The sequence below is a fragment of the Colwellia sp. 6_MG-2023 genome, from assembly GCF_030547765.1.
In the GTDB taxonomy this organism is placed as follows: Bacteria; Pseudomonadota; Gammaproteobacteria; order Enterobacterales; family Alteromonadaceae; genus Colwellia.
Genome location: NZ_JAUOPP010000010.1, coordinates 1 through 24,526, shown reverse-complemented (window position 1 = coordinate 24,526; position 24,526 = coordinate 1). Strand labels below are relative to the sequence as shown.

Below are 24,526 nucleotides of genomic sequence, written 5' to 3'. Positions count from 1 at the left end.
GGTTTATATATTTTGCACCATAGCCAAATAATCCGAGTTAAATTATAAGGAACACTATGAGATATTTGATAGTAACTGTGTTGATTTTTTTATCATCAACAGCACACGCAAAGCATTCTATTTACTTAGAAAAGAATAAAGGTACTTATAAAACTGAGTTAATGTGGCCAGAGGTATCGATTCCTTGGGGTATGGTACAACTCCCCGGTGGAGAAATGCTAGCGACTGAACGTTCGGGTACCTTGTTTTTATTAACAGAGAATGAACCCGCCATTGAAATTCAAGGTTTACCGAAAATACATGTAAATAATCAAGGTGGTTTACTTGATATTGCTCTGCATCCATATTATGAAAAAAATCACTTGATATTATTCTCGTATGCTAGCCCTGAAGGTGAGGGTAAAGGCAGTCATACGGCATTAATGCAAGCTAAATTAGACATAAAAAATAATCGCCTTACACAGCAAAAAGTTCTTTATAAAGGTGAAGGAAATACCACCAAAGGCTCACATTATGGTAGCCGAATAGTGGTAGATGATGATTATATTTATTTTTCAATAGGCGACAGAGGAGCACGTGATTTAAATCCACAAGATTTATCGCGTGATGGCGGTAAAATATATCGCTTAAATTTAGATGGCTCTATTCCGGATGATAATCCATTTGTTCAGAGTAATAGTGCGAAAAAAGCTATTTTTTCTTATGGACATCGTAATCCTCAAGGATTAGTTAAATTAGGTGATACAGGAGTCATATGGTCACATGAACATGGACCAAAGGGCGGAGACGAAGTTAATTTAATTGAAGCAGGGAAAAACTATGGTTGGCCGATAATAAGTTACGGTGTTAATTATAATGGCTCAGCATTTACGGACTTGACTGAAAAAATTGGGATGGAACAGCCTAAACTTTTTTGGGATCCTTCTATTGCACCGTCTGGTATGGCAGTTATTACCAGTGATAAATATCCACAATGGCAAGGGAAAATATTGCTTGGATCATTGAAATTTAATCACCTAGTATTATTAGAAGTGAAAGATAGCAAAGTAGTAAAACAAACCAAGGTAGTAACTGAAACTGGTGGTAGATATCGAAATGTGATTCAAGGGAGTGATGGTTATATTTATTTAGGCGTGGATGGCGAAGGTATTTCCCGTTTGCTGCCGATGAGTGTCAGTAATTAAGTTAACTCCAAAGTAGCGCCTTGAAGTGCACTATAGATTATATATAGGACACTTCAAGGTTTAAGTAGCTATTATCGATTTTTACATAGGTATCAAGTCTAGCTGTCGAGCGACAGCTACTGCAGAAGTTCTATTATTCACGCCAAGTTTGCCAAAAATATTTTTCAAATGCCATTTAACGGTATTTAAGCTAATAAACAAGGTTGTGGAAATTGTATTGTTTGTACAACCGGCGGAAATAAGCCCTAATATTTGGCACTCCCTATCACTGAGCGGTTCAATTAAACCAGCAACAGGGCTTATATTATTAGTAACCTCAGCTTCTTCAGATTCTTCGGTTACGATTGATAGAGTAACATCCTCCAAAAAACTTCTTTTAGAAGACGACCAACCTTTGATTTCACTTTGTCGTAAATCGAGTAGTAATGAGTCAATTTCACTACCTTCATCAACAAAACAACGCACGGAATGGTTGGGCGCGGCAATTGCAAGTGCCTCATCAACTAGACTACGCGCTTTAATTTTGTCTTGTAAAAATCGAGCGCGAGCTTCAAGAATATAACATTCAAGGACACGCATTCCCCAACGTGATTCAGTGGCAAGTTTGCGTAACTCAGCCAACACAGGAAGTGTCACTTCAGGTCGGCCCGTGGCTATTTGTAGCCTTGCCCAAGTGAGTGCGTTTCGACAAGGCTTACGAGCCCATTCTGCCGGTAGTGATAAAGTATCGGCGTCTACATCTATGTCATTAATTAGTGCATGATCTAAGGCTTCATTTAGGCGTTCTGCTTGTAAAAGGTAAGCAATGCGAGCACCGACAACTAGTGCTTGATGGCGTTCATAAGGAGCACCCCAGCGAGCGCCTACAGCGGCAATTAAATCATAACAACGCATTGCCGCACGATGATCACCGTGTAAGCCACTTATTCGAGCCAGTGCGGTATAGCCAAACACGAGTAATTTGGTAAAACCAACTTCGCCAATTAAAGGCAGGTTAGGCTGTAAACATTCTAGGGCTTCATCGATTCTATTCCATTGGTATAAGACAATACCCTGAATTACTTGCGGTATCGGTGCCACGTACTTCTCTTTCGAAAAACTTCTACTTTCGGGAGAAAAGCGTGCAAAACAATGATCCAAGTTACCATTAGAAAAGTCCGTTAACGCTAAGAAGCACTCTGAGTAAATAGCACCAAACTCTGAACCAGCTAATAAATGATAGTGTCTACCATCAGATAAGGTTTTTGCTGCTGGCCCGAATTCACCTAATTCCGATAGTGCATAACCTAGAAAATTACAGGCAAGCCCACGTTCAAAGTCACTTAAGTAATAAAATTCATCTGAGAGTAGTTCAATTATTTTATGAGGATCGTCCCTGGCAATAGCTATGCCAGCCGACAATAAACGTGTTTGCTCTCTTAAGTATTTACTTTCGTCTGATGCTGCAGAGGCTTCTTGCTTATCAACAAGCGAAATCATTTTTGACAGTACGTCGTCACTCTCATCGGCGCTATTCGCATGGTAAAGTGCTGTACCTAACAAGTAGAGTATTTTAGGGTTTTCGTTACGCACGTCATCTGGAATTCTACGAATCGAAGTGATAACTTGCGGCATGCGTCCTGCCATTAACTCTATCCATGATTGCTGCTCTACTAATGTGGTTACAATGTTAAAATCGCCGGCGAGTAATGCGTACTCAACAGCTTCACGTGATAAGTTTTGTTTTTGAAACCATATAGCTGTTTTACGATACAAACAAACTAGTTCGCCAGGGTGACGTCGACGTAACTCAGCAAGCAAGAATTCATGAAAAAGCTGGTGGTAGCGATACCATGTTCGGTTTTGATCTAACGGCGATACAAATAATCCATCACGTTCGATCTCTTCCAACATTGTAGGAGCATTATCATTACCTGTTAGGTAGGCGGCAAGCTCACCGTTAATACGATTGGACACCGATGTTCGCAATAGAAATTCTTGTACTGCTTTGGGTTGTTGGTTTAGTACGTCACTTGCCAAATATTCGGCAATATCCTGTAAGCTACCGGAAAAAGACTCGATAAATCCGTCTCGTCGTTCAGGATCTCGTAGGGATAAGGAAGCAAGTTGCAGACCTGCAACCCAGCCTTCACTATGCTGGTGAATTTTTTCAATTTGATCGTCGTTTAAGCCTAAATTACGAATTTCCAGGAGAAATTCTGACGCTTCAGATAAGTCGAATCGTAATTGAGTAGGCGTTATTTCTCGTAGCTCATCTCTAACACGCAGTGCGGCTAAACCAAACTGTGGTCGTGTTCTTGAGGCAACAATCATCTGAAAATTTTCAGGGGCAAGGTTTAGCAATAATTCGATCAACTCATCCGTTTCGCCACCACTAACACAATGATAATCATCAAGAATCAAAATTAATGGAGCTTCTGTATCACGTATGTCTTCAACCAAATCGCTCAGTGTACGAGTGACATCAAGGCGAGCGCAAGCACTAATAATTCGTGCTGTTCGAGCACCAAAGGTTGGGATTGCATATTGAATAGCTTCGACAATATTTCTTAGCAAATTAGAAACACTGCAATCGTCGGCACCGAGAGATATCCAAGGAACTAAATAACCATCAGACAGTAAACTTTCTCGTGATTGAGTTAGCAATGTCGTTTTACCAAAACCGGCGGGCGCAGCAACTAATGTCAGTTTGGGTTCTCGTTTATTTTTGCTTGATTTTAATAGCTTATGCCGATTCATCATTTTTGAACGGCTAATAGGGGTAATAAATTTAGTTTTCATACCAATGACAACTTTTTTGTAAACTATTTATCATGTTATATTAAAAACAACTCGCTATGTACCTTAACTTCATTATTGTTTTGTAACTCAAGGCGTACTAAAGTGTTCGGCAATACGGATACCCATTTTGAAATATCTTCATCTAATGGCTCTGATACGACGAGTGTACCGCTTTGTGTCTGGTTTATATATAAAGACGGTGCGTATGTATCTGAAGCCCACCTTACGACCCGTAAAGTTTTTCCATCGGTTATTGCAAATGTTGCGCGAAAAGCTTCTTGAATGTTTTCTTTCTGTCGTAATTCATCGACCACGCTAATGGTTTTTCTAATCGCGTTATCTGGGTCTTCTCTAAGGCCAAAAGTGATCATGAGTTGAAATAACAATTCACTATCGGTACCACCTTCAATACAGTCAAAACTCTTATCTGATAGCATTGATAACAGCTGTCGCCGTAAAAGATGAAAGCCACCTATTTGGCCATTGTGCATAAATAACAATCGACCAGCGCGAAATGGATGGCAATTTACCAATAAGTTACCTGCGCCAGTTGAAGCGCGCACATGTGCAAAAAAAACATCACTTTCAATGACACGGGTTAATTCCCGCAAATTCGTATCAGCCCATGCAGGGCCAGCATCTCGATACAAGCCAGGAGCGCTTGGTTTACCATACCAGCCTAAGCCTCCACCATCGCCATGTACACCGAGTTTTGCTTTATGTGAATGTAATGCCTGTTCACACAGGGAATGTGGACCATCATATAGAAATTGTTCTATAAGTCTGGGTTCTCCGATATAAGCCAACCAACGACACATTAATTTTGTTTATCCTATTATTGGTGCGCCATGTAAGTCTGCATAGCGCCTATTAAAAGGATAGTCTTTAGGGTATCTCAGCAAACCACCCTAAGGGGTAGTTGTACAGTTATCGACTATAAGGACATAATAGTTGAAAATTACTGTTCGAGAGTCGCATGTTAAATTACTTTACAACAAACGTTCTGCGCCTAGGAGTTTGTAAATGCTAGCGCTGGTCATTAGGCGAATATTAGCAACAATTCCGGTGATGGCAATTGTCGCCATTATCGTATTTTCACTGCTTTATTTAACGCCCGGTGATCCTGCTGCCGTATTAGCAGGAGAACAAGCTTCTATAGAAGATATTAATCGTTTACGTAGCACACTTGGTCTGGATCAGCCTTTTCTGGTTCGTTTTAGTCAATGGATCGGTGGTGTGTTTCAAGGGGATCTCGGTATCTCTATTTTCTCTCAACGGCCGGTGATGGAATTAATAGTTCAAAGACTAGAGCCAACAATAGCGTTGACAATCGCTTCGTTATTTATTGCGGTAACAATTGCTGTACCTCTTGGTGTTATTGCTGCGTGGCGTGCAGGTGGCTTGATTGACCGTATGGCGATGAGTTTCGCGGTACTTGGTTTTTCAATACCAGTCTTTGTCTTATCTTATATCCTAATCGCTGTAGTTTCGGTTGACTTGAAGCTATTGCCCGTTCAAGGCTATGTACCCATTGCTTATGGTATTGGCCCTTTCTTGGAACATCTTATTTTACCTGCGTTATCACTCGGTATAATTAACGCTGCGCTTATTGCCCGAATTACACGTACTACAATGCTTGAAATACTAAATCAAGATTATATTCGAGCTGCTAGAGCGAAAGGTCTTTCGGTACGTAGAGTGTTGATTCGACATGCATTAAAGAATGCTGCGATTCCTATTGTTACCGTTATAGGCATTAGCTTTGCTCTGTTGATTAGTGGTGTTGTTGTGACAGAAACTGTATTCAATATACCAGGGCTAGGTCGTTTAACGGTTGATGCCATTCTTCGTCGAGATTATCCCGTGATACAGGGAGTTATATTGGTATTTTCTGCAACCTATGTTGTGGTTAATTTACTTATAGATCTCAGTTATAGTTTATTTGATCCGAGGATTAAATATTGAGTATTTCAGCAATAACACAGACCCCATCTTCGCCCACCGGTCTTATGCGAATTTGGAAGCGATATCCTAATATTATTATTGGTGGTGCTATGTTGGCTATTGCAGTTTTCGCTGCTATTGCCGCCCCATGGTTAGGTACTATTGACCCACAAACGATTGCGCCTTTTAATCGACTGGAAGTCCCGGGTACTGAATTTTGGTTCGGTGGTGATTTAGTTGGCCGTGATGTATATAGCCGAACAATTTACGGAGCACGTATCTCTCTTGCTGTAGGGCTTGGTGTTGTCGTTATCGGTATTTTCTTCGGTTTACTCATTGGTATTCTGAGTGGTTTTGTCAGCTGGGTTGACCAGATACTTATGCGAGTAATGGATGGCTTAATGGCAATCCCTTCTATTTTACTTGCTGTGGCATTAATCTCTTTGACTGGCGCCAGTTTGAAAAATGTCATTATTGCTATTTCAATTGCGGAAGTTCCTAGGGTTGCTAGGTTAGTTCGTAGTGTTGTATTGCAATTGAAAGAACGACCTTATGTTGAGGCGGCTATTACAGCAGGAACACCTTTTATTCTGATTTTATGGCGACATATACTGCCTAATACCTTGGCCCCTTTACTTGTGCAGGCGACCTATATATTTGCCTCAGCGGTATTGACTGAAGCTATATTGAGCTTTATTGGTGCTGGCACACCGCCATCAACACCGAGTTGGGGTAATATTATTGCGGAAGGTCGCACCGTATTCTCAATCGCGCCGCACATTGTAATGTTCCCAGGTATAGCGTTATCGTTTACTGTACTGGGTGTAAATCTACTAGGTGATGGCTTACGTGATATCTTTGACCCTCGTTTTGTGAGTCGCACATGAAAAAATTAAATCCTTTACTCACAGTAGAAGACCTCTCGGTTACTTTTCGTACCGAGCGAGGTAATGTTCCAGCAGTGCAAAACTTTTCATATTCCTTAAATGAAGGTGAAACCTTGGCGATTGTTGGTGAATCTGGCTCAGGAAAAAGCGTTGGTGCGTTGGCATTGATGCGTTTGATTCCTAATCCGCCGGGTAAAATTGATAGTGGCTCTATTAAGTTCAACGATAGAGAGATTCTCAGTATGACTGAGAGTGAAATGCAAAAAATTCGCGGTAATGAAATCGCGATGATATTTCAGGAGCCAATGACTAGTCTTAACCCTGTACTGACAATAGCTGAGCAAATTTGTGAGGCGGTGCAGCTACATCAGCATCTTGACAAAAAGGCTGCTCGTGCCCGTGCGTTGGAAATGTTGCAATTTGTACAGCTTACCGAACCTGAAAAGCGCTTAGATCAATATCCTTATGAACTGTCAGGAGGAATGTGTCAGCGTGTAATGATCGCAATGGCGTTAGCTTGCACTCCTTCAATACTTATCGCGGATGAACCCACTACAGCGCTTGATGTAACAATACAAGCGCAGATTTTAGATTTAATGCGAGATTTAAAAAACCGTTTAGGTACCGCAATTCTTTTAATCACGCATGATTTGGGGGTTGTTGCTGAAATGGCTGATCGCGTTATTGTGGTTTATGCCGGAAGAAAAATTGAAGAAGCACCTGTGCGTGATTTATTGCGAACCCCTAAGCACCCTTATACCTTAGGTTTGCTTGGTGCAATGCCACGATTAGGTGACACAAACTCTCAGGCTCGGCTAACAGAAATACCAGGAACAGTTCCTTCATTACTTGAGCCAATCATAGGTTGCGCTTTTGCTCCGCGTTGTTCATTGGCGACAGATAAATGCCGAACAGATGCACCTGAATTACAACCTGTTGGTAACACGGGCCATTTGGCTTCGTGCTGGCATAGCGAAAAAGTTGGAGTACCGCGATGAGCGATATATTAGTTGTCAAAGATCTGGTTAAACATTATGAGATTGGTGGCACAGGTATTATTGACCGAATGCTTGGTCAAAAAGCGAGTGTTGTACGTTCAGTTGATGGCGTTAGTTTTAGTATTGCTGAAGGTGAAACTTTGGGGCTTGTTGGGGAAAGTGGTTGTGGTAAATCAACCGTAGGACGCTCTATTTTGCGTCTAGTTGAACCAACAAAAGGTACAATTGAATTAGCCGGGCAGGATATTTCACATGTTTCTGAACAGGTATTACGCCCATTAAGGAAGCATTTACAAGTAGTGTTTCAAGACCCGTTTGCATCATTAAACCCACGTCGTACTGTTGGCCAAACGGTTGCAGAGCCTATTGGGAATTATGGCTTAAAAAGCGGCGACGAATTGAAGAATAGAGTACAAGACTTATTTGAACGTGTTGGTTTACGTGCGGATCAGGTCGATCGATTTCCGCATGAATTTTCAGGCGGTCAACGACAACGTATTGGGATTGCTCGTGCGTTGGCAACAAACCCTAAGTTGATTATTCTTGATGAACCCGTATCAGCGCTTGATGTTTCAGTACAAGCTCAAGTGATTAACCTACTGGTGGACTTGCAAAAAGAGCTCGGGATTGCATATCTTTTTATTGCCCATGATTTAGCTGTTGTTGAGCATATATCGACACATGTTGCTGTAATGTATTTAGGGAAAGTTGTTGAGATTGCTGATAAAAAGAGTATTTTTAATTCGCCTAAGCACCCTTATACCAAAGCATTGTTATCCGCAGTACCAAATAGTGACCCAGATGCTATCAATAATCGTATTGTCTTGAAAGGTGATATTCCGAGTCCAACAAACCCGCCTTCAGGTTGTCGTTTCCGTACTCGTTGTCCAATCGCTCAACCTATTTGTACAAGTGAAGAGCCAGCCTTAGAAGTACAAGGCCTAGGGCACAAAACAGCTTGTCATTTCGCGAAAGAAGAAGCTTAGAAAAGAGGATGACTTAGCCTAGAATATCGGTTAAGTCATACTTATTAGCTAACCGAGTAAGCACAAAGCATGTCTGATGGGGCATATGCTTATCTAGTGATTGCTTTTGCTGATTTCATCCTTAATTTATTGGTCAGAGACTCGTGATTGAGGTGAAATTTAGCTATTTGTTATTGCCAAAGTAGAGCAATTATCAAGTTAACCTGAGCTCGCTTAATATATTCTTCTCTAACAGCTACTTTTACTTGCTTCATCGTTAAATTTACTTTCAATAGACTAGCTATTAACGCGAAATTTGCCTTGAAGAAAGAAAAACTATCAAGCTAGAGTATAAGTTAAATTTTATTAGTAATTATTTCAATGGATTAAAAATATCTTAAACCGAGTTCAGGTAAGTTAGTATAATCAGTTGAAATACTATATTTCAACTGATTAAACACATCATAAATTGAGTTGAGACGGGTTAAGCCGGTTGGTAAGGTTTTTTCTTAATATTCCAAAAAACAGTGCTGCCATGTACTTCAAGCATCCCGGTTATACGTGGACTATAAGCAACGGGAGCAAACCATTGTCCAATTGGCACATAAGGTACTAATTCATAAGCGCTGGTTTGGATTTTGTCAGCTAATTTCTTACGTTCAAGTTCATTAGGCGCATAAGGGTACTGCTCAATTAAAGCTTGATGTTTAGCATCGCATGGCCAGCCAGGCCAAGCATCTTCACAGTTTGCATGCATAGGTACATTACCAATAGGGTCAGTAATGTTACCGCCTGGCCAATAAGTTAAGCCAAGATCCCAACCGCCATTTTGTGGACTAGAGCGATTGATACGTCGTGACCCCATAGCACCAAAATCCATTGCTTGTAAGTCAACATTAACACCAATTGATCTTAAGTCGTCAGCAAGAACCAAGGTAGCAAGATTCATAAACTGAATATCTGTGGGGTGTAAAATGACGACTGGACGGCCATCATAACCTGAGGCAGCCATTAATGCTTTTGCTTTTTCACGGTTTTTACCAAGACCTTTAGGTACACCTGCTAAGCTTTCATGTGGCGAGCCACAAACAAAAAATGCGCTACAGTTATTGGTGACTTCAGGATCACCAAACATGGCTTGCAAGTAGCGATCTTGATCGATTAGGTATAACAAGGCCTGACGCGCGCGTGGATCATCAAATGGAGGGTGTAAATGATTCATGCGTAACATGCCTTGAAATCCAAGTGGATCAGCACGTTGAATAACAACACCTGAATCACGCAAAAGCGGTAAAAATTCAGGTGATGGGTTTTCAAAAAAGTCTATCTCACCGTTAGCAAGGGCTAAGACTGCAGACTGAGGGTCTCGAATATTCAGCCATTCTACTGTATCTATATAAACATGTTTGCCACCTGAGGTACCATTTGGGGTTTCATTACGTGGTATATAATGCTGGTTTTTTCGGTAAACAACTTTTGCACCTGGAACCCAGGCTGCGGTGTCAAAAACATAAGGCCCAGAGCCGATACTACTTTGAATTGACGTTGATGGATCTGTTGCTGCAATACTTGCAGGCATGATGGCAGCAACCGGTCCACCAGTTTTAGATAATGCATGCAATAATAAGCTGTATGGCTGATTAAGTTTCCAAACAAATTTTTGCGCATCAATGGCTTCTAGCTGCTCTGTTACAGCAAATATTTGTCGGCCGTAAACATCGCGTTGTCCCCAGCGTTTCAGTGAAGCAATAACATCTGTTGTTGTTACTGGGCTGCCATCGTGAAATAACAGTCCATTACGTAAGGTGAATTCCCAATTGAGTTGGTCTTCACTTACATTCCAGTGCCCAACCATTTGAGGTTGTGGAACGCCATTGGTGTCACGACCGAATAAAAAATCATAAACCATTAATGCGTGTCGCTGTACAATACCAATGGTTGTCACAATAGGATCTAAAGATTGTAAATCGGCGTGCATAACTGCTCGTAACACGTTTGATCTGTCTGGCGGCGTACAACCAGAGAGCATAATACCCGTAGCCGACGCAGCAGCAGCTACTAAAAATTCACGTCTTTTCATAATATTTCCTCACCCACTCGCTGGGGCTTTTCTCCGGATAACCAATAGCCGATGCTACGGTTTCCTGTATTTGTTGTAGCTAATTCTAATGACACGTTATCAATGTTAAGCTGGTGCAATTGTTCAGCCATTTCAGTCACCGTGGTGTCATCTAAAGCTGCGTTTTGCATAGATTGCAGGCGCTTTGATTGTGCTAATAATAATAGTTTTATATCTTCATTCATTTTTATGATAACTTGAATTTCGTAAGACTTGCGTAATCCTAGAAGGTTGCGAACAGCAGCAAACAAGTTATCGATAAGACTTCGTTCTTCGATTCCAGCAAAGCGTTTTTCTAATTCATCAAATACCTGCTTAACGGATAATATTAAATTTTCTGCTGTTTGTATGGCTTGTGGTGTATTGCAAGTTTCAGCTTCATTTAGTGCTATAAGTAATTGAGTCGTGATTGAAAATAATTCGCTAGCTAAAATTACCTGGGCTTGTTCATATTGCTGACGACAACGCTCTTTTAATATGCCGTCATTCGCATGTAACAAAAATCGTAATCGTCCTCCAGGTTTTAATACACGACACGCTTCCCGTAAACTCTCATTAATTGTGGAATATTCGATAGCGAATTGACTGCCAATAGCATCGAATGTATCGGCTTCAAAAGGTAATTTTTCCATAGGAGTTCGGGGGTGAAAAATTACATCTGATAACTGTTCTTTGGCATTGGCAACATACTTAGCAGGTGCTATATCTGCGAGATCTACCCCATGAATTGAAAAAGGAGGATGCTTTTTATGGGAAACTGCAACGGCTTGTACAGCTAAACTTCCATTTCCTGTTCCTAAATCTAAAATCTTGGCGCCTGAGGGTAACTCACTAAAAAAATTGCGCCATATCGGTGCTAATGCGTCAGATTCATTGTTAACTGGCATGCAAGAATGCAACTGGTTAGAGTGCCAGAAAACACTCCATTCCCAAAGACTATCATTCTGATTGTCCATTAAGTTACCTATTAAAGTATGGTGTATGTTTATAGGAAGGAAGGTTTAATGCCAGTAAGGCTAATAAACCTTCCTTTCTTCTACCTTAACTTAGAATCGGTAAGATCCACCTATAAATAATTCAGCACCTGTTGCATTATAGGTATCAGGTCTAGTATTTGCTCTACTTTGACGTGAACCTAATAGCGGAGGGTTTTTATCTAACACGTTATTTACACCACCCCATATAGTTGAGTTATCACTAAGATTATAGTTAACAGAAATATCAAGATAGCTGTAGCCTGAAAGTTCAGGAACCGCAGACGTTGATGGATCAGCGCCAAATTGTACTTGGTCAAGGGTAGTATCCTCAGACCAACGATGTCTCAAACCAAGAGTTAAATCACCATCTGTCCATGTAACTGAAGTGTTCATTTTCAGTTCTGATTTAGGCTCGCCACAGGTTGTGCCAAATGCGCCAGCACAGTCATTCACTGTATTTAAATCGGCAATAGGGGTTAGGTCATAGTCATTAAGTAAGGTTGCATTAAATAAAATATTAATCTCGCTAGCATCCAATTCAACTTTATAGTCTACTTGGAAATCAACCCCAGATGTTGCTAAACCGCCAACGTTAACATTGGTTGCAGTAACTGGATTAAGAGTATCAATAACTCCGCTAGTAGAATTACGACTAACAGCCTGACATGCAGTACTATTGATATCTTGTACTTGGCTATAACAAATATCGAGTATGTTATTTACTGAACCACCAAACGCGCCAATTGCGTTATCAACTTCAATATCGAAATAATCTACTAAAACACGTAGGTTAGGTATGCTGGTAGGTGTAATAATTGCACTAACAGTAATAGTATCTGATTCTTCTTCGCTTAAGTTGGGGTTACCACCAAAAACACCTGGTATTTCGTTGTTTGGCTGAAGGTTTGCGCTGCCAACAAGACTGGCAGGTACACCTGTTGCTTCACAAAGGCTGCGAATAGTTGCATCCGTTGCAGCACTAGGCAGGGCACAAGGATCTGTTGCGGCAACTGGGAACAGCTGTTGACCCCCAAATGCTTCTCCAAGACTAGGAGCACGAATTGCTTTTTGGAATTGAGCACCGAAGGCAAGAGAATCATTCACCATCCAATCTAAGCCAACAAGAAAAGTACTTACGCCATCTGTTTGTTCAAGATCATACTCTGAATAACGGTATGCTGCGGTAGCATCTAAAGACTTAATGCCTGCTACGTCTGCTAATATAGGCATAAAGACTTCACCAAATACTTCCCAAACTTCAATTTCTCCAGCGGTTGGTTGTACGGCATTAAATCCGGCAACATCACCTGTAAGTAAAGCCTGATCAACAGCAAAGACAACTTTATTTGAGCGCCATTCTACGCCGAATGAAGCCGATAGAAAGCCATGAGGTACTTCTAATAAATCGCCACTGATACTGGCACCAAACACGTTGAGTTCAGTGACTTCAGTATTGATAGTATCAATACTGATATAATCTACTCCTTCAGCTGAAATATTCGGACCAAATGGGTTCACTATCGGTGCAGCACCATCAACGGATAAAATTCCAGCAGCAAAAGCAGAACTAGATACATTACCTATTTGAGTTTGTGTATTGTCAGAGCGGGCATAAGAATAATACAGATCATAGTTGTAATCATCGATAACGCCTTCTACACCAATTAATGCTCTGAATGAGTGACGGCTATCGTTATTACGGCGAGCGCCAGTTTCAACTAAACGACGATTAACGCCCAGATTAACTAAACCATCATTTTGAGCAACACCTGCTTCATTAGCATCTACAAGTTGTAATACATCACTTAATTCTGAGCTGATATAAGGGTTGGTAACGTCAATAGGTAATGATGTGCTGATAAAAGAAGGGGCAAAACCTGTAGAGGTTTCGTTGTGAGTATAAGCACCTTCAATATATAACTTAGAATCATCATTGATCTCATAATCAGCGAACAGCGTTAAGCTGTGTCGCTCTTGCGGTATACGTAGAAAATTATCTAAGGTGTAGTTATATAGATCATCAGGGCGAGAAAAAGGGCGAACATTACCATCTGCATCTGGAATGAATCCATCACCACCGATACCGGTAAGCCCTGCTGCTGCGAGTGCGCTATCTAAGCCAGGAATAGCAGCAATACCTTCAGCTGAACTTGGTAGTCCGGTAAAACGACCATTTGGTACAAAGCTACTACCACCTGGTACTAAAACTCTATTGCCGTTGGCATCAGTACCATCAGTTAAAACAGAAGAAGAAAAATCACGATCTGTTGTATAAATTGCATCGCGATCTAAATAATTTAAGGCAATAACAGCATTACCTCTTCCATCAGCAAAATTACCACCCATAGTTAGGGTAAAGTCTTTAGTATTGCCATCACCTTCCGCGGTTTGGTTGAATTGAGTACGTAATTCAACACCTTCGAAATCATCCTTCATTATAAAGTTAACAACACCAGCTACCGCATCTGAGCCATAAACCGCTGACGCGCCACCGGTAACAACTTCTACACGTTCAATTAATGAGGCTGGAATGGTATTAATGTCAGTTGTTTGGCTAGAATCGAAAAAAGTATATCGTCGGCCATTAACTAATACTAAGCTACGAGTAGAGCCCAGCCCGCGTAAATCTAAGGTTGCAGCACCCGTCGCCGTTGGGTTGGCTGTAGAGTTTGTTGAGGCTGTGCCAGATGGCACAAATTGTGGCATGTTATTTAGAATTTCTTCAACGTTCTGAAAACCTGATAATTTTATCTGCTCTGATGAAACGACATCAACCGGAATTGATGCTGCTTGTCGACCACTACGGATACGTGAACCAGTGACGGATATCTTCTCAATCTCTTCTGTATCTATATCAGATTGCGCAGGTACTTGATCTTGTACAGGTGCTGCAGACTGTGCTGATGTATAAACAGGGGCTAATGATGATAAAGCCAAAGCTGCAGTAATCGCAGATGACAATGAGTTTTTCATTCTAAATTTGAACATGGGGTAACTACCTCGCCTTAAATATATTTTTGTTTTAGTAATCTTTTTATAGTTATTGTTATTGTTTGGTGGTCTTGCTTCAAACTCGACAAGTTGTAAAGTTTATTCTACTCAAATTAAGATACTCCTAAGCAACAAATGCTATACCACCCAAAGGGGTAGTTTATTGATATCCACTCTTTCGGGTAGTGCTGTTTGCTATATCATTCAGTCATACTATACAAATGAATAATATTAAACTATATATGTGGGCAACGCCCAATTCGCGACGGATATCAATTCTTTTTGAAGAATTGGGTCTTAATTTTGATGTTCACCCTGTTAATATCAGAGCAAAAGAACAATTTGCTACTGAGATTACTGATCTGAATCCATTTGGAAAAGTGCCAATTGTTGTTTGGCAAGAGCGTGAAGAGCAACGTCTTTTATTTGAATCAGGCGCAATTCTAATACAATTTGCTGAAGCAGGTAAACAATTTCTTCCTGTCGACAGTCAAGCGCGTGGTGAAACTCTTTCATGGCTAATGGTGGCATTAACTGGATTAGGGCCACATAGTGCGTCTGCACATTATTGGTCTGATTTAGCCGTAGAAAAGTTACCTCAAGCATTAGACTACCATGCCAATTTTACCGCACGTGTTTATCGTCTATTAGATGATCGTCTCGCAGATAATGAATATTTAGCCGGAGAGTATTCGATTGCCGATATGGCTGCTTATCCTTGGATTAGCGTTAGCGAATGGACAACGCTTAATATTGAAGATTATCCAAATCTCTTAAGATGGTACCAGCATGTTGGCTCACGTCCTGCTGTTCAACGTGGTATGAGCTTACCAACCGGTATATCTCTAGACTAAATAATAGACTTAGCCTTATCACTAATTCTTAGTTCTAACGAGAATTAGTGATTTTTTATAACAATATATTGATTGTCAATTACTAGAATAAGAATTGTTGTTTGTAAAATTCACACTAGAGTTTGCTTGATGATTTAGTCGAGTTTAACTCTGTAAAGTTGAAATCTACATTATATTTTTGTTCTATTGAGCTACCGGTAAGATCTCATGTTCCTATAGTTGAATCATTTAACGGGAGCTGAAATTTAAGCGCACCAGAAAACAACGTTAAATCTAAATCCATCTATATATTCTAAACCTGTCGCGGGATATGTTTGGCTGGCATAGTTTGTAGAATAATAATAAGAAACTAATGTTATTATAGGTTCTTCATTTTCGGCATCTAAATTACTGCTATATATCAGCTCGACGTTGGCTAAACTGCTTATCGATTTTTGTTCATTTAATTTTGAGCGATACGCATTATGTTGGTGTTATCTCGACATGGTTTAAAAACATCAAGCTTTGGTTGATATGTTGATGACGCTACATTTAATACACCAAGCATGGAATGAAATATATTGTCATGATTATATATCGTTTGCGTACTCTGTTCTAAGCAATTATTTTGGAAGTATTCCTGAGTGTTATTTGACCAAAATAATAGCGGGATATGGGTTTGTTCGATAGGCGCAATGGCGTATGGAAAACCATGCAAATAGAGACCATTTTCACCTAATGATTCCCCATGGTCGGATACATAAATCATTTTTGCATTTATCGTCTGAGTACTGTTTTTGGTAAATTTAGCTAATTTATTTATTACTTCAGAAATCACATAATCTGAATAATGTATTGTATTATCGTAAGTGTTTACTAGTTGCTCTGATGTACAGTTTTGTATATCACTTTGCTGACAGTCAGGTAGAAAAGTAGCAAATTCTTGTGGGTAACGACGATAATATGTTGGCCCATGTGAACCCATTAAATGCAGGACAATTAATGTGGTTTGAGCGCTTAACGTGGTTAGTTTATTATCTAATTGCGTTAATAATATTTCATCAAAACAATAGTCACCATCGCATAATGAATTACTTTTATTTTTGTCAATATTAATAGTTTTTACTCGCTTACAGACACCTTTACAACCTTCATTATTATCAACCCACAACACATCGACACCTGCTAATTGCGCAATATCTAATAGATTTTGTTGTGAAGACGCTGATTGCTTATTAAACTGGTCTTTGTTTAATAATGAAAACATACAAGGAACAGAAACGGCCGTTGCCGTACCACAGGAATACATTTGCTTAAAAGACTGTATATTAAACTTCTCTGTATATTCGTTGGTTTGTTTAGAATAACCATTTAACGAGAAGTTTTTTGCTCTTGCTGTTTCTCCTACAATCATTACCACGACTTTTTTATCTGCTTTAAGTGATGTTTGCATTTTAGGATGAGAATCTAACTTTTTAAATACTATTGGCTCAGCGAAATGGTTTCGTTTAATGTATTTATAGCTCGCAATTAATGTTGGTATTGGCACAATATATTTTGCTAAATCTCTATTATTTCGGTTAACAGATGCGTAGCTAGAATACAGACTAAAAAAAATAATGATAAAGATGATTAGGGCAGAAACAATTAGCTTTAAACGGAGTTTTACGCTTAAGCCCAGCGAATTTGATCGAGAATTAATTTTTCTTAATATCACTAAAGGCGTAATTGTTAAAAATGCTATATAAAAAATAGCTGATAAATTAAGGTAGGTAAAAGCCTCAGACGTAGATGTTTCAGCCATGTTTTCAACCATACCGTAGTCAAAAATAATGCCATAACTACTCATTGCATAGCAGAATACGGCTGATAATATGATCAGAACAGTCATCGCTGTTTTATAAACATACCTTCTCGGCAATAGGCTAAATAGCAGAACAAAAATAGTGCTTAAAAATAAGGGGAGAGATATAAAGTAGGCAAAATCAAAGCTATCTAACTTAATTAAATCATAATACGTTTTTTGTAAAAACGGAAAGTTAAAAACAAGCGAAAAATAAAGGCTTAACAATATTGTTGCTGAATTTAATGATAGCGTTTTAGAAAATATTTTTTGCACAATCTTATCTCTTTAGTAAAAATAATAGTGTGCCTTTTCAACCTTAATTAAAACTGAGCGTAAACTGAATTTTTGCTGAATTTTCTTGTTTACGGATAAATTATAGCTCCCATAAAACTACTCCCCAGGTAGCAATAGCGATTGCTAAACTAATCAATACAGCAAGAGATCCTAAGTCTTTTGCTAAACCAGATAATGAATGATGCTCTAACCCGATGCGATCAATCGTGGCTTCTACTGCGGTGTTAATAACTTCAACTAATAGAACAAACAGCAGTGACACAATTAGTAATAAATGCAGTAATAAGCTGATATTGAGAAAGCAGCTAGCACTTGATAATACAAGGATTATAATTAACTCTTGTTGGAAAGCTGTTTCATTTTTTATTAACCATTTAAAGCCTTGTAATGAATTAATTAAGGCTAGAAAAATGCGTTTAGCACCTTTATGTTTTTGTATTGTCATTGTTAACTCAATAATAAATAATCTTTCATCATTAATTTAGCAAAGTGAACTTAAGTGCACCTGAAGGGGAGCTTAAGATTTACTGAATATACCGATGTTTATATTATAAAAGGTCTCTTTTATTCGCGGTTTTTATAAAATTCAGCCAATATTAAGTTTAGCGTGATAAATTAAAGAAAAATGCTATTGATGATTAATATGAATATTTTACTTGTTGAAGATTCTGATAAATTAAGGCGTAGTTTGCGTATAGGCTTAGTTGCCTTAGGATTTGCTGTTGATGAAGCAGGTGACGGAGCCGATGCTTTGGCGATGGCATTATCAGATGATTATGACATTATTATTTTAGATTTAATGTTACCCAGTGTTGATGGCTTATCAATATTAAAATCGCTAAGAAAGCATAAAAAACAAAGTAAGGTACTTATTCTTTCTGCTAAAGATCAACTGTCAGATCGCATTGATGGTTTGTTTACCGGTGCCGATGATTATATGACTAAGCCTTTTTCATTTGATGAGTTGCATGCTCGAATTATCGCGTTAACAAGGCGAGGTGAGTTATTAAGAACATCAAACACAATCACTATTGATGATTTTGTTGTCGATTTACAAGCAAAAGTGCTTAGCTTTTCGGGTAAAGCGATAGACTTAACCCCAACAGAATATAAAATTACAGAATGTTTATTTATTAATAAAGAGAAAGTAGTGAGCGCTGAAAAGATGGGGGAGTATATTGTTGGTAAATACGATGCCATTAATAAAAACTCATTAGAAGCTCATATCTCATCTATTCGTAAAAAATTGAAAAAGTTTTCAGCTGTATTCCCTGTAAAAAATAAACGTGGATTTGGCTATGTTGCTACTAATGCTTGAGCAATACATTATTAACAATAAACTGTAAGGTTCAACATGAAGTCAATAAAGCAGTCTTTAGTTAAGCAACTAACCACACTTATTACCTTTATTTTATTTATTGTTCTCTTATTTTTAGACATTAGTGTCGATACGTATGTAGATAAACAATTTGATGATGCTTTAGAACAGAAAGGTAAGAGTCTCGTTAATTTAATTAGTTATAAAGAAAATTCATTACAATTAACCATGCTAATTGATGTGATGACGGAGTTTAGCCGCACAGAACATGCTGAATATTTTCAAATTTGGTCAAATGATAAAATATTAAAATATTCACCGACATTAAATCAAACACCTGAATTTGACTTTAATCGCGTAGCATTGTCACTTGGCGGACATATGATTACGCAAGCTGATTTACCCAATGGTGAAAGTGGGCGTGTTTTTTTATTTAAATTTATACCGACGAATGACAATGACGCCACAGATATTCAGTCTCCTATATACCTAGTTTTTGCTCGGTCAAGTGCAACGCTTGAACAAATTTTAATATTAATTGATATTGTTTTTTTAATTACTGCTATCGGTACTGCATTTTTTGTTCGCTATTTAGTGAATAAAATTGTTTCTAAGGGGGTAGAGCCAATCACCTTACTTAATAAACAGATCAGAGAAATTGACATTAATAATGAATCAGAAAAATTTTTCATTGATCATCCTCCGAGTGAAATTAAAACAATTATTGATGAATTAAATCAATTTTTAATTGAAAACAGGGCATTACTTAAAAATGAAAAACGATTAACTTCTGATATTGCACATGAGTTAAAAACACCTATTACTGAATTAATGAGTGTGAGTGAAATAGCAATTAAATATCCAGAAAATGAAGAGGTTATCGAAAACTATAAAGATGATGTTTTATCTATATCTACACGTATGAAAAATATTGTAGAGTCATTATTGCTATTAAATAAAGTGAGTACTGAGCAATTTAACTTAACCATGGTTGATATAGATTTATCAGATAAAGTGTTCTGTATTTTAGAAAGGCTAGCAATAACAATACCTAATTTTGAACAAAGAATTAGCACCAAGCTTACCAATAACATTGTTATTACGAATGATGTGTTTTCCTTAGAAGCAATACTAACAAATCTTATTAACAATGCGATCCATTACAGCCCAGAAGCAAGTATAGTAACAATTGAACTGAATATTATTAATGACAAGCCAAAACTAACCATATCTAACATACCACTGCAGCAATTAACGGCAGCAGATATAAATAATATGTTCGAACCGCTGTGGCAAAAAGATAATGCCAGAACATCTGAAACCCATTTTGGCTTAGGTTTAGCTATTGTTAAAACTTTAGCTGAACGAGCTAATATAAAAATATCAGTTGAATTAAAAGGCGCAGATTTAATTACTTTTGGTGTAGTTTTTGATTATTAACTTAGTCAGTTATAAGAATATTTAGCTGAATATTTTTGTAAAAAAAGTCGCTAACAATGACTTGTTAGCGACTTTTTATTTTATCACTTTATACTGTTATTACAGTTGAGGTCCTGCAGCAACAAGCGCTTTGCCATTATCTGTATCAGTAAATTTATTGAAGTTATTTACAAAACGTTCTGCTAAGTCAGTTGCTTTGCTTTGCCATTCAGCAGTATCGTGATAAGTATTTCTTGGATCAAGAATATCACCTTCTACACCTGCAACAACGTTAGGTACTTCTAAGTTGAACATTGGTATTACTGTTGTTTCAGCTTCATCAATTGAACCGTCTAAAATAGCGTCAATAATCGCACGAGTCGCTTTAATTGAAATACGTTTACCTGTGCCGTTCCAGCCGGTATTGACTAGATAAGCTTCTGCGCCAACAGCTTCCATACGTTTATGTAATACTTCAGCATATTGTGTAGGATGTAAACTTAAAAAAGCTGCGCCAAAACAGCTAGAGAAAGTAGGTGTTGGCTCAGTAATACCTCGTTCTGTACCTGCTAACTTAGCAGTAAAACCAGACAAGAAGTAATATTCAGTTTGCTCTGGTGTTAATTTAGCTACTGGTGGTAATACACCGAAAGCATCAGCTGTTAAGAAAATTACTTTCTTAGCGTGACCAGCACGTGATACCGGTTTTACAATGTTATCAATGTGATGAATTGGGTAAGATACACGAGTGTTCTCAGTTTTTGAGTTATCATCAAAATCAATCTTACCTTCGTCATTAACAGTTACATTTTCTAATAACGCATCACGACGAATAGCATTATAAATATCAGGTTCATTTTCTTTACTTAGATTGATTGTTTTCGCATAACAGCCACCTTCAAAGTTAAACACACCATTATCATCCCAGCCATGTTCATCATCACCAATTAATTGGCGCTTAGGATCTGTTGAAAGTGTTGTTTTTCCTGTACCTGATAAGCCAAAGAAAATTGCCGTATCACCATCTTTACCAACATTAGCACTACAGTGCATTGAGGCAATACCTTGCAATGGAAGGTAATAGTTCATCATTGAGAACATACCTTTTTTCATTTCGCCGCCGTACCATGTACCGCCAATTAACTGTACTTTTTCAGTCAAATTGAAGGCTACAAAATTTTCAGAGTTTAAACCTTGTGCTTCCCAATTAGGGTTAGTGGCTTTAGCACCATTCATTACAACAAAATCAGGTTCATAGCTTTTAAGTTCTTCGTCACTTGGGCGAATAAACATATTTTTTACAAAGTGTGCTTGCCAAGCTACTTCTGTGATAAAACGTACTTTTAAACGAGTGTTATCGTTTGCGCCACAATAAGTGTCAACAACAAATAAGCGTTTGCCAGAAAGCTGAGTAGTAACTAAACTTTTAAGCTCAGACCATGTTTCTTGGCTCATAGCTTTGTTGTCATTTTTACCTTGATCAGACCACCAAACAGTATCTCGCGTTACATCATCACGAACAATGTACTTATCTTTAGGTGAACGACCAGTAAAAATACCTGTATCAACATTGACAGCGCCAAGCTCTGTGACTACGCCTTTATCAAAGCCTTCGAGGCCTGCTTTGGTTTCTTCACTAAAAAGCAACTCATAAGATGGATTGTAAACAATTTCTGCAACATTACTAATGCCGTATTGCGACAAATCAATTGAGTTTTTTTGGGCGGTCATAGCGACTTTACTCCTAAGGTATGACGAATTTTAAGTTGTGGTTTAGTTCGATCTGGTTAGTATTTATTACTGTGTAATAGGGTATAAAAGTTTTCATCTAGCTAATAATCCGACATTCTATTTGATAAATACTCAAAACGAAAGTAAAAAATAACCTAAGATGAAAGTTTTCAGTATAAGCGACATGAATGGTTAAATTAGCGGTGCTAATATTGTTTGTAAGTTTACAACATTAATACTGATAAGGGCTGTAGAAGGGTGAAGAACGACACCATTTAAGTAATAATTAACCAAAATGGCATCGATAAAGAAAATTAGCGTTACAATTGAAAGTTAGTAACTAATGGCTATCTTTCGAAATGAAACTTTTTAATTGTTCATTAAAAAAGTCATATGTAGTCAAACAATAGTCACAGGTCATTGAAATCTTTCCTTGTTCAGCCAGTATTTTTTCAATTTCATCGCCTTCTATTTGCGCAATAGCGCTAAGACATTTTTCATTTGAACAACCGCATTGATAACTCACTGCTTGAGGCTCAAACAAACTAACTTTTTCTTGGTGATATAAGCGGTAAAGTAGTGCTTCAGCTTCGAGCGAAAAAATTTCATCGGCTTTGATGGTATTTGTTAATTGTGCTAAATGCTGAAAATCATCTTGTTGTTGGGCTTTATTTTCATTACTGCCATCACCGTCAGGCAATAATTGAACTAAACTACCAGCAACTTGCTGCTTCTCATCATCACTAAATAACCATACTTGTGTTGGAATTTGTGCTGATATTTCAAAATATTGGGAAAAGCATTGGGCAAGAGTCGGCTGATCTAGCGCGACTACGCCTTGATAGGCTTCACCTTTCTCAGGCTTAACAGTAATGATCATATTACCTTTACCCATAAGCTCTTTTAGGGAATGTGCTATATTAGCAGTTTCTACTTCTACAACTTTAGCAATACCACGTAATTTTTGATTATTATCACCATTAACAGACATGTAACCTACTGGACCATCTCCTTGTAATTGAACGGTTATTTCTCCTTCAAATTTTAAGGTAGCTGTAAGCAAGCAAGTAGCAGCAAGCAATTCACCTAATAATAAACGTACACCAAGAGGGTAGTTATGGTTATTAATAATAGATTGATAACTTTGACTTAATTGCACTAATTCGCCACGTACATGTCTATCGTTAAATAAGTAGCGGTTTAGTACGTCGGTTTTACTGATGTCGGTTGTAGACATAGTGATTATATCCTTTCTTTGAATTCTCGTAATTTTCGGCGTTGTTTCTTATCGGGTTTAGTATCACTTGCAGGGCTGAGTAAAATGCCTTGTTTGCGAGCTAAGCTATTCTTCTCTCTTATCTCAATACTTTTTGCCGTTTCGTTAAATAAGGTTTGAGCAAAAGTTGCGTCTCGGCGTTTATCGGCTAACGCAATGACTTCTACTTCTTTTTCGTCGAAACCTTGTCGCACCTTGATAAAATCACCAATAGCAACAGCTTTACTTGATTTGGCTCGTTGCCCATTATAAAAGACTTTGCCGCCATCTATCATTTGCTTTGCTATAGCACGAGTTTTGTAGAAACGTGCAGCCCAGAGCCATTTATCTAATCTAGCTGAGGTAAGTTCAGCGTTCTTTATGATTGTCATATAATTAAAAATCCATCACGTTAACAGTGCTTAAATAACTATTAGCTTTTGATTATAATATGGGCTTTGGCAGAGTTATCAATGATAAGTATTCAGAGATCTATATTAACTTTTGTTAATCACGATAATATTGAACTAACTTTAAGCGTTGTTGCCATATAGAGACTGTTTTATTGATGTTGTTACTATAAAATGCATGTATTTAATTTTAGAGATTTATTTAGCAGAAAAATAGCATATTCCAGTATAAACTGCGCACTCTTTTGTGTTTTTTTGTAAATATTAGTTAAAAACGACGGTCATCGCTTGTTGGTGGGCTAATGGTCAAGTATTATCGGTAGCCTTATATTGTAATTGCACATATTTTACATTTAAAGTGATAAGTCACTTTAAATGATGAAGTAAAAAAGAAGTTTAAAATATCAATGACTTTAACTAATAATTTTACATCACTCTCGACTGCGTTAGCAAAATTACCACAACGAACTATTGCACAAGCAATAAGTGTGTTGTTATTAATTTATATCGCTTTTATCTTGGCCAAGATCACGTGGCTGGTCATGCCAACGGCGGGACAAAACATTGGTAATAA

General features: G+C 38.2%; 18 protein-coding genes. 8 read left to right on the top strand and 10 right to left on the bottom strand.

Annotation, left to right across the window (positions count from 1 at the left end):
- Nucleotides 1–56 precede the first annotated feature (56 nt).
- Entirely contained in the window at nucleotides 57–1,184 is a 1,128-nt protein-coding gene (locus Q4503_RS08150) for a PQQ-dependent sugar dehydrogenase (protein WP_215972976.1), read from the top strand.
- Between the two features lie 81 nt (nucleotides 1,185–1,265).
- Here the strand turns inward: Q4503_RS08150 and Q4503_RS08145 are convergent, their stop codons facing one another.
- Nucleotides 1,266–3,965 (bottom strand): LuxR C-terminal-related transcriptional regulator, encoded by a 2,700-nt coding sequence (locus tag Q4503_RS08145; protein WP_303601946.1) that lies wholly within the window; start codon nucleotides 3,963–3,965, stop codon nucleotides 1,266–1,268.
- Between the two features lie 35 nt (nucleotides 3,966–4,000).
- Entirely contained in the window at nucleotides 4,001–4,783 is a 783-nt protein-coding gene (locus Q4503_RS08140) for a class II glutamine amidotransferase (RefSeq protein ID WP_215972974.1), read from the bottom strand.
- Nucleotides 4,784–4,988: 205 nt separating this feature from the next.
- On the opposite strand from Q4503_RS08140, the gene Q4503_RS08135 reads away from it, so the two are divergent.
- From Q4503_RS08135 to Q4503_RS08120, 4 genes are read left to right on the top strand one after another with little or no spacing between them, the layout of a single operon-like run.
- Nucleotides 4,989–5,930 (top strand): ABC transporter permease, encoded by a 942-nt coding sequence (locus Q4503_RS08135; protein WP_303601945.1) that lies wholly within the window; start codon nucleotides 4,989–4,991, stop codon nucleotides 5,928–5,930.
- Entirely contained in the window at nucleotides 5,927–6,796 is an 870-nt protein-coding gene (locus Q4503_RS08130) for an ABC transporter permease (protein WP_252727470.1), read from the top strand. The genes Q4503_RS08135 and Q4503_RS08130 overlap by 4 nt, the downstream gene beginning before the upstream one ends.
- Entirely contained in the window at nucleotides 6,793–7,794 is a 1,002-nt protein-coding gene (locus Q4503_RS08125) for an ABC transporter ATP-binding protein (RefSeq protein ID WP_303601944.1), read from the top strand. Before Q4503_RS08130 ends, Q4503_RS08125 begins: the two co-directional genes overlap by 4 nt.
- Complete coding sequence (locus Q4503_RS08120; RefSeq protein WP_303601943.1) at nucleotides 7,791–8,780, top strand: ABC transporter ATP-binding protein; 990 nt, start codon at nucleotides 7,791–7,793, stop codon at nucleotides 8,778–8,780. Before Q4503_RS08125 ends, Q4503_RS08120 begins: the two co-directional genes overlap by 4 nt.
- 463 nt (nucleotides 8,781–9,243) lie before the next feature.
- Here Q4503_RS08120 and Q4503_RS08115 read toward each other — a convergent pair whose 3' ends face one another.
- The 3 genes from Q4503_RS08115 to Q4503_RS08105 form a co-directional block, all read right to left on the bottom strand.
- Nucleotides 9,244–10,839 (bottom strand): ABC transporter substrate-binding protein, encoded by a 1,596-nt coding sequence (locus tag Q4503_RS08115; RefSeq protein ID WP_303601942.1) that lies wholly within the window; start codon nucleotides 10,837–10,839, stop codon nucleotides 9,244–9,246.
- Nucleotides 10,836–11,834, bottom strand: coding sequence for a class I SAM-dependent methyltransferase (locus Q4503_RS08110; RefSeq protein ID WP_303601941.1), 999 nt, complete (start codon nucleotides 11,832–11,834; stop codon nucleotides 10,836–10,838). The genes Q4503_RS08115 and Q4503_RS08110 overlap by 4 nt, the downstream gene beginning before the upstream one ends.
- 90 nt (nucleotides 11,835–11,924) lie before the next feature.
- Complete coding sequence (locus Q4503_RS08105) at nucleotides 11,925–14,843, bottom strand: TonB-dependent receptor (RefSeq protein ID WP_303601940.1); 2,919 nt, start codon at nucleotides 14,841–14,843, stop codon at nucleotides 11,925–11,927.
- 224 nt (nucleotides 14,844–15,067) lie between these two features.
- Here Q4503_RS08105 and Q4503_RS08100 point away from each other — a divergent pair, with 224 nt between their 5' ends.
- Nucleotides 15,068–15,700 (top strand): glutathione S-transferase family protein, encoded by a 633-nt coding sequence (locus tag Q4503_RS08100; protein ID WP_303601939.1) that lies wholly within the window; start codon nucleotides 15,068–15,070, stop codon nucleotides 15,698–15,700.
- Between the two features lie 442 nt (nucleotides 15,701–16,142).
- On the opposite strand, the gene Q4503_RS08095 is transcribed toward Q4503_RS08100, so the two are convergent.
- Both Q4503_RS08095 and Q4503_RS08090 read right to left on the bottom strand, forming a co-directional pair.
- Nucleotides 16,143–17,798, bottom strand: a complete 1,656-nt coding sequence (locus Q4503_RS08095) for a phosphoethanolamine transferase (RefSeq protein WP_303601938.1) — start codon at nucleotides 17,796–17,798, stop codon at nucleotides 16,143–16,145.
- Nucleotides 17,799–17,898: 100 nt separating this feature from the next.
- Nucleotides 17,899–18,264, bottom strand: a complete 366-nt coding sequence (locus tag Q4503_RS08090; RefSeq protein WP_215972966.1) for a diacylglycerol kinase — start codon at nucleotides 18,262–18,264, stop codon at nucleotides 17,899–17,901.
- A gap of 198 nt (nucleotides 18,265–18,462) precedes the next feature.
- Here Q4503_RS08090 and Q4503_RS08085 point away from each other — a divergent pair, with 198 nt between their 5' ends.
- Complete coding sequence (locus Q4503_RS08085; protein WP_303601937.1) at nucleotides 18,463–19,137, top strand: response regulator transcription factor; 675 nt, start codon at nucleotides 18,463–18,465, stop codon at nucleotides 19,135–19,137.
- A 36-nt stretch (nucleotides 19,138–19,173) separates the two neighbouring features.
- Nucleotides 19,174–20,577, top strand: a complete 1,404-nt coding sequence (locus Q4503_RS08080; RefSeq protein ID WP_215972964.1) for a sensor histidine kinase KdpD — start codon at nucleotides 19,174–19,176, stop codon at nucleotides 20,575–20,577.
- 99 nt (nucleotides 20,578–20,676) lie between these two features.
- Here the strand turns inward: Q4503_RS08080 and pckA are convergent, their stop codons facing one another.
- The 3 genes from pckA to hslR form a co-directional block, all read right to left on the bottom strand.
- On the bottom strand, nucleotides 20,677–22,287 hold the full coding sequence (gene pckA / locus Q4503_RS08075; protein ID WP_303601936.1) for a phosphoenolpyruvate carboxykinase (ATP): 1,611 nt from the start codon (nucleotides 22,285–22,287) through the stop codon (nucleotides 20,677–20,679).
- A 340-nt stretch (nucleotides 22,288–22,627) separates the two neighbouring features.
- Entirely contained in the window at nucleotides 22,628–23,509 is an 882-nt protein-coding gene (gene hslO, locus Q4503_RS08070; protein ID WP_303602013.1) for an Hsp33 family molecular chaperone HslO, read from the bottom strand.
- Between the two features lie 20 nt (nucleotides 23,510–23,529).
- Entirely contained in the window at nucleotides 23,530–23,934 is a 405-nt protein-coding gene (gene hslR, locus Q4503_RS08065; RefSeq protein ID WP_215972962.1) for a ribosome-associated heat shock protein Hsp15, read from the bottom strand.
- Between the last annotated feature and the right edge of the window lie 592 nt (nucleotides 23,935–24,526).

What these genes read in the sequence shown, in the direction of transcription:
- Q4503_RS08150 (WP_215972976.1), top strand. Translation starts at nt 57, where the DNA reads ATGAGATATTTGATAGTAACTGTGTTGATTTTTTTATCATCAACAGCA.
- Q4503_RS08145 (WP_303601946.1), bottom strand. Translation starts at nt 3,965, where the DNA reads ATGAAAACTAAATTTATTACCCCTATTAGCCGTTCAAAAATGATGAAT.
- Q4503_RS08140 (WP_215972974.1), bottom strand. Translation starts at nt 4,783, where the DNA reads ATGTGTCGTTGGTTGGCTTATATCGGAGAACCCAGACTTATAGAACAA.
- Q4503_RS08135 (WP_303601945.1), top strand. Translation starts at nt 4,989, where the DNA reads ATGCTAGCGCTGGTCATTAGGCGAATATTAGCAACAATTCCGGTGATG.
- Q4503_RS08125 (WP_303601944.1), top strand. Translation starts at nt 6,793, where the DNA reads ATGAAAAAATTAAATCCTTTACTCACAGTAGAAGACCTCTCGGTTACT.
- Q4503_RS08120 (WP_303601943.1), top strand. Translation starts at nt 7,791, where the DNA reads ATGAGCGATATATTAGTTGTCAAAGATCTGGTTAAACATTATGAGATT.
- Q4503_RS08115 (WP_303601942.1), bottom strand. Translation starts at nt 10,839, where the DNA reads ATGAAAAGACGTGAATTTTTAGTAGCTGCTGCTGCGTCGGCTACGGGT.
- Q4503_RS08110 (WP_303601941.1), bottom strand. Translation starts at nt 11,834, where the DNA reads ATGGACAATCAGAATGATAGTCTTTGGGAATGGAGTGTTTTCTGGCAC.
- Q4503_RS08105 (WP_303601940.1), bottom strand. Translation starts at nt 14,843, where the DNA reads ATGTTCAAATTTAGAATGAAAAACTCATTGTCATCTGCGATTACTGCA.
- Q4503_RS08100 (WP_303601939.1), top strand. Translation starts at nt 15,068, where the DNA reads ATGAATAATATTAAACTATATATGTGGGCAACGCCCAATTCGCGACGG.
- Q4503_RS08090 (WP_215972966.1), bottom strand. Translation starts at nt 18,264, where the DNA reads ATGACAATACAAAAACATAAAGGTGCTAAACGCATTTTTCTAGCCTTA.
- Q4503_RS08085 (WP_303601937.1), top strand. Translation starts at nt 18,463, where the DNA reads ATGAATATTTTACTTGTTGAAGATTCTGATAAATTAAGGCGTAGTTTG.
- Q4503_RS08080 (WP_215972964.1), top strand. Translation starts at nt 19,174, where the DNA reads ATGAAGTCAATAAAGCAGTCTTTAGTTAAGCAACTAACCACACTTATT.
- pckA (WP_303601936.1), bottom strand. Translation starts at nt 22,287, where the DNA reads ATGACCGCCCAAAAAAACTCAATTGATTTGTCGCAATACGGCATTAGT.
- hslR (WP_215972962.1), bottom strand. Translation starts at nt 23,934, where the DNA reads ATGACAATCATAAAGAACGCTGAACTTACCTCAGCTAGATTAGATAAA.